This is a genomic window from Streptomyces sp. NPDC053426 (assembly GCF_055585405.1).
The window spans coordinates 320,377-333,022 of the sequence record NZ_JBVJKE010000009.1 but is presented as its reverse complement, the minus strand read 5'-3'; the positions used below and the strand labels follow the sequence as shown (position 1 = coordinate 333,022).

The 12,646-nt window shown below is 70.4% G+C and carries 9 protein-coding genes; 6 read left to right on the top strand and 3 right to left on the bottom strand.

Annotation, left to right across the window (positions count from 1 at the left end; translation table 11 throughout):
* Positions 1-214 precede the first annotated feature (214 nt).
* From ACZ62B_RS20710 to ACZ62B_RS20695, 4 genes are all read left to right on the top strand, one after another.
* A complete protein-coding gene (locus ACZ62B_RS20710) occupies positions 215-1,951 on the top strand; it encodes an LCP family protein (protein WP_382053524.1) in 1,737 nt (578 codons plus the stop codon).
* Between the two features lie 165 nt (positions 1,952-2,116).
* Entirely contained in the window at positions 2,117-3,799 is a 1,683-nt protein-coding gene (locus tag ACZ62B_RS20705; RefSeq protein ID WP_468887666.1) for an LCP family protein, read from the top strand.
* Positions 3,800-4,002: 203 nt separating this feature from the next.
* Entirely contained in the window at positions 4,003-5,727 is a 1,725-nt protein-coding gene (locus ACZ62B_RS20700) for an LCP family protein (protein WP_469691609.1), read from the top strand.
* Between the two features lie 80 nt (positions 5,728-5,807).
* On the top strand, positions 5,808-7,406 hold the full coding sequence (locus tag ACZ62B_RS20695) for an LCP family protein (protein WP_344554912.1): 1,599 nt from the start codon (positions 5,808-5,810) through the stop codon (positions 7,404-7,406).
* A 52-nt stretch (positions 7,407-7,458) separates the two neighbouring features.
* Here the strand turns inward: ACZ62B_RS20695 and ACZ62B_RS20690 are convergent, their stop codons facing one another.
* Positions 7,459-8,496: a glycosyltransferase family 2 protein gene (locus ACZ62B_RS20690; protein WP_344554914.1), complete on the bottom strand. Its 1,038-nt coding sequence runs from the start codon at positions 8,494-8,496 to the stop codon at positions 7,459-7,461.
* A gap of 129 nt (positions 8,497-8,625) precedes the next feature.
* Here ACZ62B_RS20690 and ACZ62B_RS20685 point away from each other — a divergent pair, with 129 nt between their 5' ends.
* Entirely contained in the window at positions 8,626-10,122 is a 1,497-nt protein-coding gene (locus ACZ62B_RS20685; protein WP_469691606.1) for an LCP family protein, read from the top strand.
* A gap of 146 nt (positions 10,123-10,268) precedes the next feature.
* On the opposite strand, the gene ACZ62B_RS20680 is transcribed toward ACZ62B_RS20685, so the two are convergent.
* Positions 10,269-10,826, bottom strand: coding sequence for an acyl-CoA thioesterase (locus tag ACZ62B_RS20680; RefSeq protein ID WP_073936134.1), 558 nt, complete (start codon positions 10,824-10,826; stop codon positions 10,269-10,271).
* Positions 10,827-10,945: 119 nt separating this feature from the next.
* Here ACZ62B_RS20680 and ACZ62B_RS20675 point away from each other — a divergent pair, with 119 nt between their 5' ends.
* Positions 10,946-12,220, top strand: coding sequence for an LCP family protein (locus ACZ62B_RS20675; protein WP_344554921.1), 1,275 nt, complete (start codon positions 10,946-10,948; stop codon positions 12,218-12,220).
* Positions 12,221-12,271: 51 nt separating this feature from the next.
* Here ACZ62B_RS20675 and ACZ62B_RS20670 read toward each other — a convergent pair whose 3' ends face one another.
* Positions 12,272-12,640 carry a four-helix bundle copper-binding protein gene (locus ACZ62B_RS20670; protein WP_344554923.1) on the bottom strand — a complete coding sequence of 123 codons (369 nt, stop codon included), beginning with the start codon at positions 12,638-12,640 and terminating at the stop codon, positions 12,272-12,274.
* Positions 12,641-12,646: the final 6 nt, after the last annotated feature.

Sequence of the window (12,646 nt, the reverse complement as noted above, 5' to 3'; positions counted from 1 at the left end):
TTGGTTCGGGAAACGCACACATTGCCCGCTGTAAGGAAGCTGAGAATTCATGGCCGACATCGCCCCGCGGCGAGCCGGGCGGTTAATGTGACGGTCCGGTGCGCCGGTGCCCGAGAGGCCCCGCCGTGCGAAGGAGCGCGCACCGGGAAGACCGAGACCGGGCGTCCGGAGGGGAGGGCGCACCTCGTGGCCCCGACGGAGGATGCGGACAAGCGTGGACGCGCAAGGACGTGAGCGGACGGAGAACGTCGATCCCGCGGATCAGTGGGTGCTGAATCCGGACACCGGCGAATACGAACTGCGACTGCCCTCTTCCGCACCGCGGCCGGTCGTCCCGGGCCCGCGCAGGCCCGCCCCGCGTGACACCGCCGACGGCGGGACCGGCCGCCGCACGGCCGCGCCCGGCCGTGAGGTCCCGCCCCAGCGGCGACGCCGCGGTACGCCACCGGAGGAGCCGGCGCCCGGGCGGCGCGGACGCCGCCCGGCGAAGAAGGCGAAGAAGAAGTCGCGGGGCAAGAGGATCCTGCTGTGGACCGGCGGCACCATGGCGTTCGTCGTCCTCGCCACCGCGGTCGGCGGCTACCTCTACCTGGAGCACCTCAACGACAACATCCAGTCCCTCCCCGACGACGGCGCGGGCACCGGTGGCTTCCAGAAGGACAAGGCCATCAACATCCTGCTGATCGGCACCGACAAGCGCACCGGCGACGGCAACGAGAACTACGGCGACAAGGGCAGCGCGGGGCACGCGGACACCACGATCCTGCTGCACGTCGCCAAGGACCGTTCCAACGCGACCGCGCTCAGCATCCCGCGCGACCTGATCGTCGACGTTCCCGACTGCCCGACCACGCAGGAGGACGGGACGCAGAAGGTCATCCCCGGCTCCAGCGGCGTCCGCTTCAACACGAGCCTCGGCCAGGACGGCCGTACGCCCAGCTGCACCATGCGGACCGTCACCGAGCTGACCGGTGTCACCCCCGACAACTTCATGGTGGCCGACTTCAACGCGGTGAAGACGCTGACCTCGGCGGTCGGCGGCGTCGAGGTGTGTCTGGCCAAGGACATCGACGACCCGGACTCGCATCTGAAGCTGCCGGCCGGCAAGCACACCATCGAGGGCGAGCAGGCGCTGGCCTTCGTGCGCACCCGGCACTCGGTGGGCTTCGGCGGCGACCTGAGCCGCATCGAGATCCAGCAGCAGTTCCTCAGCTCGCTGATGCGCAAGCTGAAGTCGAACGACACGCTCACCAGCCCGTCCAAGATGCTGAAGCTCGCCGAGGCGGGCACCGAGGCGCTGACCGTCGACTCCCAACTGGACAGCATCGGCAAGCTGAAGGACCTCGGTCTGGAGCTGGGCAAGCTCAACACCAAGAACCTGACCTTCACCACGGTGCCGGTGGACGACAACCCGGCCGAGAAGGTCAAGGCGACGGTCGTCCTCAGGGAGGCACCCGCCCAGCAGGTCTTCGACATGATCAAGAACGACGTCTCCTTCACCGAGGTCAAGAAGAAGGAGAAGAAGGAGGCCGCGGCGGTCGCCGCCCGCCTCAAGGGCACCAAGTCCGACCCCGGCGAGGTCCGCGTCCGCATCCTCAACGGCGGCGCCCCCTCGGGCAGCGCCTCGCGGGAGCTCAACTACCTCCAGCTCGAAGCGGGCGTCACCAAGTCCGAGAACGCCGGCAACGCCCCCGAGGAACTGAAGAAGACCACCCTCGAGTACGCCCCCGACCAGGCCGACCAGGCCCGCCGCCTCGCCGACATCCTCGGCCTGTCCGGATCCGCCATGAAGCCCGGCGAAAGCGTCACCAACTCCCAGGGCCTGCCCACCATGACCCTCACCCTCGGCAAGGACTTCAAGGGCGCCGGAGTCAAACTCGACGCCACCTCGGGCAAGGCCCCGGAGGGGGTCCAGAAGTCCACGGCGGACAAGGTCGAGTGCGCCGAGTGACCTGACGGTCCCGTCACGCGTCCTACAGAACGGCCCTGTTGCGGCCGGGAGGGCAACCGGTCCGCCGGCACGGTCGTACAGCCATTGAGGGCCGACGCGTGTCCGGCGGTGCGGAAGAGCCGCGCGCGGGGGCACGTTCGCGGGAGCGAGGGCGGGGAGACGGGCATGACACACAGCGGTGTGCGGGGAGAGGGAGCGCGGCCGGACGCGGTCCGGTCCGCCGGGGACGGCACTTCCGAGGGGAACGGTCCCGGCGCGGACCGCACGAACGGCGCAGGCGGCGGACGGCGCGGCCACGGCAGGCGGCCCGGGCGGCGGCACCGCGTGCTCAGATGGTCCGCGATGACGCTGTCGGTCCTGATACTCGGCACGGCCGGCGCCGGATACCTCTACTACCAACACCTGAACGGCAACATCGAGAAGGGCGAGCGCAGCAGCGGCGACTCCAAGGCCCGCAGGACCGAGCCGAACGCCGCCGGGCAGACCCCCCTGAACATCCTGCTGATCGGCTCCGACAGCCGCGCCTCCGACGCCAACGTGGCGCTGGGCGGCGGCAAGGACCACCGCGACAGCGTTCCGCTGGGCGATGTGCAGATGCTGATCCACCTGGCGGCGGACCGCGAGAGCGCCGCGGTGGTGAGCATCCCGCGCGACACCCGGGTCGACATCCCCGAGTGCACCGATCCGAGGACCGGCAGGACCTACCCGGCGGCCGACACGATCATCAACGAGTCGCTGGGCCGCGGCGGGGCCGGCTGCACGCTGGCCACCTGGGAGAACCTCACCGGTGTCTACATCGACCACTGGATGACCATCGACTTCGCGGGCGTGGTGCGGATGGCCGACGCCATCGGCGGTGTCGAGGTCTGCGTGAACCAGAACGTGTGGGACCGCCCGCTGCCCGGGATGCCCGGCGGCTCGGGGCTGAGGATGAGGGCCGGGTCCGAGAAGGTGAAGGGCGAGCAGGCGCTGCAATGGCTGCGCACCCGGCACGCCTGGGGCAGCGATGTGCTGCGGACCCGGGCGCAGCGCATGTACATGAACTCGGCGATGCGCACCCTGCGGGGCCAGAACGTCTTCACCGACACCGGCAGGCTGATGGACCTGGCCGAGGCGGCCACGAAGTCGCTGACGGTGTCCGAGGAGATCGGCACGGTCAAGAAGCTGTTCGACCTCGGTATGCAGCTCAAGACGGTCCCCTCGAACCGCATCACCATGACGACGATGCCCACCGTCGCGGACCCCGAGAACGCGAACCACCTGCTTCCGGCCGGTGACGACGCCGAGCAGATGTGGGCGATGCTCCGCGACGACGTGCCCTTCGACGACAACGGCGACGACAACGGCGGCAAGGACGACGGCGGCGGCGCGAGGGCCTCCGCGAAACCCTCCGCCGAGCCCTCCACGAATTCCTCGGACGACTCGCCCCCCGACGCCGCCGGCATCGACGTCCTGGTACGGAACGCCACCCGGTCCTCCACCCTCGGACCGGTCGACGGCCGCGCGCACGCCGTCGCCCGGACGCTGGTGGAGCAGGGCTTCGACCGGGCGACGGCGGACACGTCGGCGGCGCTGTCCGGGCAGCGGACCGTCGTCCGTTACCCGGGCGACGAGTCGGCCGGGGACGCCCGGCGGGTCGCCGAGGCGCTGGGGATCCCGGCGAGCGCGACGCGCGAGTCGACGGACGTGTCCGGGGTCACAGTCGACGTCGGGGCGGACTGGCGTACGGGCACGTCGTATCCGCGGCGGGAGAAGCCGGAGGCCGGGGACCTGCCCGACAGCACCGACGCCCTGAACGGATCCGATACGGGCACGTGCATGGACGTGTACAAGCCTTACCGATGGTAGGAATTCAGCACATACGAGGAGTCGCCCCCTGGGTGGGAACGTCGGATACGTCACCTGTACCGTTCGACGCTCAACTTGGCAGATAGTGTGAGCACCCCCGTGCCCCCCGCCATGAGGTCCGCTCTGGCGCAGTGCACTTGCCGACCTTTACCGTGCGCCTTCGGAGCAGGCGCCGCGTGGCCCTGACGGAGGATTGGAAAACCGTGGACGCGCAAGGACGTGGGCGGGCAGACGACGTCGACCCCGCAGACCAGTGGGTACTGAATCCGCGTACCGGCGAATACGAACTGCGACTGCCCTCTTCCGCACCGCAGTCGGCCGTCCCGGGCCCGCGCAGGTCCGCCCCGCGTGACACCACCGAGGGCGCGAAGGGCCGTCGTACGGCCGCGCCCGGCCGTGAGGTCCCGCCCCAGCGGCGACGCCGCGGTACCCCACCGCAGGAGCCGGCGCCGGGGCGGCGCGGACGCCGCCCGGCGAAGAAGAAGTCACGGGGCAAGAAGGTCCTGATGTGGACCGGCGGCACCATGGCGTTCGTCGTCCTCGCCACCGGCGTCGGCGGCTACCTCTACCTCAAGCACCTCGAGGGCAACGTCACGACGACGGACGTGGGCGACGCGGGCAGCAGCAGCTTCAAGAAGGACGAGGCCTTCAACATCCTCATCGTCGGCACCGACAAGCGCACCGGCGAGGGCAACGAGGGCTACGGCGACAAGGGCAGCACGGGGCACGCGGACACCACGATCCTGCTGCACGTCGCCAAGGACCGCTCCAACGCGACCGCGCTCAGCATCCCCCGCGACATGATCGTCGACATCCCCGACTGCCCGACCACGCAGGAGGACGGGACGCAGAAGGTCATCCCCGGCTCCAGCGGCGTCCGCTTCAACACGAGCCTCGGCCAGGACGGCCGGGACGCCGGCTGCACCATGCGCACGGTGAAGGAGGCGACCGGCATCCAGCCCCACCACTTCATGATGGCCGACTTCAACGCGGTCAAGACGCTGACCACGGCGGTCGGCGGCGTGAACGTCTGTGTGGAGCACGCCGTGGACGACCCGAAGTCCCATCTGAAGCTGCCCGCGGGCGAGTCACGGATCGAGGGCGAGCAGGCCCTGGCCTTCCTCCGCACCCGGCACTCCTTCGGCAACGAGGGCGACCTGGACCGCATCAAGGTCCAGCAGCAGTTCCTGGGCTCCCTCATGCGGCAGATGTCCTCCAGCGACACCCTCACCAGCCCCACCAAGCTGATCAAGCTGGCCGAGGCCGCGACCAAGGCGCTCACCGTGGACAGCGCCATCGGCAAGGTGGGCACGCTGAAGGACATCGCCCTGGAGCTGAAGAAGGTGCCGACGAAGAACATCACGTTCCTGACGGTGCCGGTGGTCGACAACCCCACCGAGAAGGTCAGGGCGACGGTCGTCCCCAACCAGTCCAAGGCTCCCCAGGTCTTCGACATGATCAAGAACGACGTCTCCTTCACCGAGGTCAAGAAGAAGGAGAAGAAGGAGGCCGCGGCGGTCGCCGCCCGCCTCAAGGGCACCAAGTCCGACCCCGGCGAGGTCCGCGTCCGCATCCTCAACGGCGGCGCCCCCTCGGGCAGCGCCCAGCTCGAACTCAACTACCTCCAGACCGAAGCGGGCGTCACCAAGTCCGAGAACGCCGGCAACGCCCCCGAGGAACTGAAGAAGACCACCCTCGAGTACGCCCCCGACCAGGCCGACCAGGCCCGCCGCCTCGCCGACATCCTCGGCCTGTCCGGATCCGCCATGAAGCCCGGCGAAAGCGTCACCAACTCCCAGGGCCTGCCCACCATGACCCTCACCCTCGGCAAGGACTTCAAGGGCGCCGGAGTCAAACTCGACGCCGCGTCGATCGAGACGCCCGAGGTGGAGAAGTCCACGGCCGACAAAGTTCAGTGCGCGAGTTGAGGCCGTAGCGCAACCTCACGGGCCCGTCGCATGTCTCCAAGACGTACGGCGGGCCCTGAGGGCTGTGGAGGACGCAGAAGTTGACGCAGAACAGTGTGCAGGAGGCCGCACCGGCCGCCGAGGACGAAGCCGCCCCCGAGGCCGCCCCCGAGGAAGGGAGCGGCGAGGGCCCGGGCGACGGGCGCAGGGCGCCGCGCAAGCACCGGGTGCTCCGATGGTCCGCGATGGTGCTGGCCGTACTGATAGTGGGCACGGCCGGCGCCGGCTACGTCTACTACCGGCACCTCAACGCCAACATCGAGCAGCAGGAACTCAATCTCGGTGACCAGAAGATCCCGGAGCCGACGCCGAACGCCGCGGGACAGACCCCGCTGAACATCCTGCTCATCGGCTCCGACGCGCGGGACAGCAAGGAGAACCAGGAACTCGGCGGCGCCCGGGAGACGTTCGGCTCCACACCGCTGGCGGACGTCCAGATGCTGGTGCACCTGTCCGCCGACCGCAGCAACATGTCGGTCGTCAGCATGCCGCGGGACACCCTCGTGAAGATCCCGAAGTGCACCGACCCCGACGACGGCACGGTCTATCCGGCGAGCAACGGGCGGGTGATGACCAACCAGAGCCTCGGGCACGGCGGTCCGGGCTGCACCGTCGCCACCTGGCAGGAGCTCACCGGCATCCACATCGACCACTTCCTCATGGTCGACTTCGCGGGTGTCGTGTCGATGGCGGACGCCATCGGCGGTGTCCCGGTGTGCGTCGACGCCAACATCCACTCGCGCGACAGCCAGGGTCACGGCTCCGGCCTGAAGCTGGAGAAGGGCACCCACCCGGTCAAGGGCGAGCAGGCCCTGCAGTGGCTGCGCACCCGTTACGGCTTCGAGGACGGCAGCGACCTGGCACGGGCCAAGGCCCAGCACATGTACATGAACTCGATGGTCCGGGAGCTGCGCGAGAACGCCACCCTGAGCAGCCCGAACAAGCTGCGCAGGCTCGCCGAGAAGGCCACCGAGGCGCTCACCGTCGACCCGGGCCTGAACTCGGTCAAGAAGCTCTACGACCTCAGCACCGAGCTGCGGAAGGTCGAGCCGGAGCACATCACCATGACCACCATGCCGAACCGGTACGTGGGCGCGCGGGTGGAGCCCACGGAGGACGCCGAGCAGCTCTTCCGGCTGGTGCGCGAGGACATCAGCCTGGACGGCGGGGACACGAAGAAGAAGGCCGGCCCGACGCAGGAGGACCAGGGCCCGGACGACCCGGCGGCCGAGGACGCCGAGATCCCGGTCCTGGTGCAGAACGGCACCCGCACCGACACCCTGGGCGCGGCCCCCGACCGGGCCGGCACCGTGGCGGGGCTGCTCGTGGACGAGGGGTTCACCAGGGCGGTCGCCGACCAGAGCGCGTCCCTGAGCGAGAAGACGACCGTCGTCCGCTACCCGAGCGCGGACCTGGAGGGCGACGCCGCGGCGGTCGCCGAGGCCCTGGGGCTCGAACCGGGCGCGGTGCGCAGGTCGACCGACGTCTCCGGGGTCACGCTCGTGGTGGGCGCGGACTGGCGCGAGGGCACGACGTACGAGGCGCCGAAGGAGAACAACGAGGTGCCGGAGACCGCCGAGGCGCTCAACGGCGCGGACGACGAGGCCTGCATGAAGGTGAACCCCGCGTTCACCTGGTGAGGACACCGTGACGGGCCCTCTTGGGGGGAGGAGGGCCCGTGGTGACGTCCGGTCAGTGCGAGGCGGCGTCCGCGCGGACCGAGGGGCGCCGGCTCGCGATCACCTTGCGGGCCAGGGACTTGGGGCTGGTCAAGAAGCCCCAGCCCCACGACATGTGCATGGTGGCCAGCGCCACCGGGATCTGCAGCCGCGCCTTGAGCGGCAGCCCCTTGCCGGCGGGGACGGACCCCAGCGCGATCGCCGCGAGGTAGCCGCCGGGCACCACGAAGCCCCACGGGGTCAGCGCGGCGCCGACCACGATCCCGGCCGCGATCGCGCACACCGCGGCCGGCGGGGCCAGGTAGCGCAGGTTGATGGAACCGGAGTGGTAGCGGGCCACGACGTGCCGCCAACGCCCGTAGTCCTTGTACTGCTTGGCCAGCGCACGCACGCTCGGCCTGGGCCGGTACGACACCTTCAGCTCCGGCGAGAACCAGATCAGCCCGCCGGCCTCACGGATGCGGAAGTTCAGCTCCCAGTCCTGGGCGCGGATGAACTCCACGTTGTACCCGCCCTGCTGCTCCAGCGCCTCGCGCCGGAACACACCCAGGTACACCGTCTCGGCGGGGGCGGCCTCGCCGCCGGTGTGGAAGGCGGCGTTGCCCACACCTATCTTCGACGTCATCGCGGCGGCGACGGCGTGCTCCCAGTCGTTCTCCCCCTCGGCGTGCATGATGCCGCCGACGTTCTGCGCGCCGGTCTCCTCCAGGAGCCGTACGGCGGTCGCGATGTAGTTCGGGGAGAGCATCCCGTGCCCGTCGACGCGGACCACGACCGGATGGCGCGAGGCCTTGATCGCCGCGTTGAGGGCGGCCGGGGTGCGGCCGGTCGGATTGGGCACGGTGTGCACCCGCGGGTCCTCGGCCACGAGCTCGGCGGCGATCTCGTCCGTGCGGTCCGTGGACGGACCGAGGGCGATCACGACCTCCATCTCGCCGGCGTACTCCTGGGCGAGGATCGCGCGGACGGCGCCGCGCAGGTGCCGCTCCTCGTTGAGGACGGGCATGATCACGGAAACGGCGGGGAGCCGCACGTCGGGATTGGCGTTCATAGGGGGCTCACGTTACCGCGAACGGGGGACACCGACGCGCGTGCCGGGGGCGATGCGCCGGGCCGCAGATCGTATCGGCCTACCGTGCTCACGATCCCACGCACGGCCGTCGTCCGGAGGTGTCCCCCCTTGCCCACGCCGCCGCGGTCCCCCCGGCCCCGCCCCGCACCGCAGCGTCCCCCGCGGCCGGCCCGCGAGGGCCCGCGGCCCGCCGCGTCGCCCGTGCCGCCGCGCGGGAAGCCACGCGGGAAGCCGCGCTGGGTCATGCGCACCGTCTCCACGCTGTCGGTCGTGGTGCTCGCCTCCGCCGGGATCGGGCACGCGGTGATGAGCGGCCTCGACGAGGACATCGCCCGGGTCGACCCGTTCCGCGACATGAAGAACCGCCCCGAGGCCGGTCACGGCATGAACATCCTGCTCGTCGGCACCGACGGCAGGGAGAGGATCGGCGAGGAGGAGCGGGAGAAGTACCGGCTCGGCGGGGCGCCCTGCCACTGCACCGACACGATCATGATCGTGCACATCTCGGCGGACCGTGAGCGGGCCGCCGTGGTCAGCCTGCCCCGCGACTCGTACGCCGTGACGCCCCCGCACACCGACCGGGTGAGCGGCGAACGGCACAAGGGGCACCCCGTCAAACTGAACGCGGCGTACGCCGAGGGCGGGCCCCGGCTGACCGTGCGCACGGTCGAGAAGATGACCCGGGTGAAGATCGACCACTACCTGGAGGTCGACTTCACCAGCTTCATGAAGACCGTGGACGTGGTCGGCGGTGTCGAGATCTGCACCGACAGACGGCTGAAGGACAGCCGCACCGGCCTCGACCTGCCCGCCGGCCGGCACACCCTCGAAGGCGGCCGGGCCCTGCAGTACGTCCGCTCCCGGCACGTCGACGGCGCCTCCGACCTCAGCCGGATGAGGCGCCAGCAGCACTTCATGGCGGCCCTGGTGGACCGGGTCACCTCCTCCGGGATCCTGCTGAACCCGCTGAAGTTCCGGGACGTGACCCGGGCGGTGCTCGGCTCGGTCCGCGCCGACAAGGGCTTCGGCACCGGCGAGCTGCTGGACCTCGGCCGGGCGATGCGGAACTTCTCGCCCTCCTCCTCCGAGTTCACCACCGTGCCGATCTCCGACATGAGGCACACCGTGAAGGGCGCCGGTTCGACGCTGAAGTGGGACCCCGAGAAGTCCGAGCGCATCTTCGACGCGCTGCGCCGGGACGAGCCGCTCTCCGTGCGCCGCACCTCCGACGCGGCGCTCCGCGTCCCGGTGGACCCCCGGCAGATCCGCGTCCAGGTCGAGAACGGCACCCGCACGGCGGGCCTCGGCCGGCGGGTGGACGCGGCCCTGGCGGCGACCGGCTTCAACACCACCCGCGCCCCGGCCAACGCGGCGCACCAGGACGTGAGGCGGACGGTCGTCGCCTACGACCCCCGCTGGGACCGCTCCGCGAAATCCCTCGCGGCGGCCCTCCCCGGCAGCGAGCTGCGCGCGGTGAAGGGCCAGGGCGCCACGCTGAAGGTGATCGCGGGCGCCGACTTCGAGAAGGTCCGCAAGGTACGGGCGCAGGACCCGGGCCAGGGCGAGTTCGGGGTGGTGCGGGGGGACGAGGTGAACTGCTCCTGAGCGCCGGGCCGTCCGGCGGGCCGGGCGGATGCGCGGTTCTTCGCCCCCGCCGCCCCTTCCCTTCCCTGGGGCTACGCCCCCAGACCCCCTTCGCGCCCACGCGGCGGAGCCGCACATCGGCACGGCCCCGCGCCCCTGTAGCGGGGTCAGTCCTCGAAGCCCTCCGCCGCCCGCTTCTCCCGCAGCTCCATGATCGCCCGGCGCCGGGCCAGCCGGTGGGCGCGGCGGATCTGTGCCTCCTGGTAGCGGCGCCTGTCCCGCTCGGTCTCCGGTATCACCTGCGGCACCCGGCGCGGCTTCCCGTCGGCGTCGACGGCCGCGAACACCAGGTACGCCGAGCCGACCTGGGTGGCCGGCGTGGACTCGTTCCAGCGCTCCGCCAGCACCCGTACCCCGACCTCCATCGAGGTCCGTCCGGTCCAGTTGACCTGGGCCTTCACATGGACCAGGTCACCGACGCGGACCGGCTCCAGAAAGGCCATCTCGTCCATGGAGGCGGTGACGGCAGGCCCTCCGGAGTGCCGTCCGGCGACGGCGCCCGCCGCGTCGTCGACCAGCTTCATGATCACCCCGCCGTGCACCGTGCCCAGCAGGTTGGTGTCGTTGTGGGTCATGATGTGGCTGAGGGTCGTACGGGACGCCGAGGTGGGCTTGCCCGGGATGTCCGGACTCTCCGTGGCTGCGGCGGGGGCCTGATCTGTCATGGCCTCCACCTTATGCCGTGATCACATCTGCGGAATTTGTGTCAGCTTGGCAACAGCGGTGCCCTGATTTTCCGACGACCCTTGTATGGCCCACAGCCGGGACCTGCACACTGTCTTCCATGACTGATTGGCCCGAGGCACGGTCCGACGACAACCGCGGCGGACGCTACGGACGCGGCAGCGCGAGCGCACAGCCCGAGGGCGCCCGTGTCATGCGGCAGGTCCGCCGCGGCCCGGCGGCCCCTCCCGGGCAGGGCGCGTACGGCGGTGTCCCGCAGCAGCCGTCGTACGTGGACGGACACGGCGATGGCGGCGGCTACGACAGCGGCTACAACACCGGCCAGGTCTACGGCACGCCCTCCGGCGGCGGCCCCGGCGGGCCGGGCGGTGACGGCTACGCCCCGCAGCGCCCCGCGCCGGACTGGCGCCGCCGCGCCAAGTGGACGGCGATCACCGTCGCCACCGTGCTGGTCGTGACGACCGTCGGCACGTACTTCTGGGCCGACTCCAAGCTCAACCGCGAGGTCGACCTGTCGAAGGTGATCGAGCGGCCCGAGAAGGGCGAGGGCACCAACTACCTCATCGTCGGCTCCGACAGCCGCGAGGGCATGACCGCCGAGGACAAGAAGAAGCTGCACACCGGGTCCGCCGACGGCAAGCGCACGGACTCGATGATGATCCTGCACACCGGCGACAACGGCCCCACCCTGATCTCGCTGCCCCGGGACTCGAACGTCGAGATCCCGTCCTTCGTGGGCTCCGAGTCGGGCAAGACCTACCCCGCGACCGGCCGGCAGGTGAAGCTCAACGCCGCCTACTCCGAGGACGGGCCCGAACTGCTGGTCCGCACGGTCGAGTTCAACACCGGCTTGCACATCGACCACTACGTGGAGATCGGCTTCGCCGGCTTCGCGAACATCGTGGACGCGGTCGGCGGCGTCGAGATGGACATCCCGCAGGACATCAAGGACACCAAGTCCGGCGCCGACTTCAAGAAGGGCAAGCAGACCCTGAACGGCGAGGAGGCCCTCGCCTTCGTCCGCACCCGGTACGCGCTGGCGGGCTCCGACCTGGACCGTACGAAGAACCAGCAGAAGTTCCTCTCCGCCCTCGCCAACCAGGTGGCCACGCCGGGCACGGTCCTCAACCCCTTCAAGCTCTACCCGACGATGGGCGCGGGGCTGGACTCCCTGATCGTCGACAAGGAGATGGGCCTGTTCGACCTGGCCGACATGTTCTGGTCGATGAAGGGCGTCAGCGGCGGCGAGGGCACGTCCATGAACATGCCGATCGCGGGCTCCACCGGCGGCAACCTGCTCTGGGACAAGGCGAAGGTGAAGCAGCTGGTGAGCCAGTTGAACAACGACGAGAAGGTCACCGTCAAGGGCAACTGAACACGGGTGTGGGCACCCCGCGCGGGGTGCCCACACCCGTGTCCGGCGGCGTCACATCGTGGCGCCCGCCATGGCGCGGCACATCTCGGAGCAGCGGCGGCAGGACTCGGCGCAGCGCGTCATCCGCTCGTCGTCCGGCATGGACATGCACGCCTCGGCGCACATGTCGCAGGCCTGCGCGCACATCATGCACATCTCGTTCGCCAGCGGCGAGCGGCGCATCATCATGTCCGCGCACATGCGGGTCATCTCCGAGCAGTCCATGAGCGCCCGCATGATCCGCATCTGGGCCTGGCCGCCCATCTGCAGACAGGAGCTCATGGTCTCCTCGCACACACCGTGACAGGCCATGCACGCCTGGACGCAGTCCTGCATCTCCTGGCTCATCGGTTCCGTGGTGGTCGGCTGCTGCTGGGTCATGGTTCC

What these genes read in the sequence shown, in the direction of transcription:
- ACZ62B_RS20705 (WP_468887666.1), top strand. Translation starts at nt 2,117, where the DNA reads ATGACACACAGCGGTGTGCGGGGAGAGGGAGCGCGGCCGGACGCGGTC.
- ACZ62B_RS20675 (WP_344554921.1), top strand. Translation starts at nt 10,946, where the DNA reads ATGACTGATTGGCCCGAGGCACGGTCCGACGACAACCGCGGCGGACGC.
- ACZ62B_RS20670 (WP_344554923.1), bottom strand. Translation starts at nt 12,640, where the DNA reads ATGACCCAGCAGCAGCCGACCACCACGGAACCGATGAGCCAGGAGATG.
- ACZ62B_RS20680 (WP_073936134.1), bottom strand. Translation starts at nt 10,826, where the DNA reads ATGACAGATCAGGCCCCCGCCGCAGCCACGGAGAGTCCGGACATCCCG.
- ACZ62B_RS20690 (WP_344554914.1), bottom strand. Translation starts at nt 8,496, where the DNA reads ATGAACGCCAATCCCGACGTGCGGCTCCCCGCCGTTTCCGTGATCATG.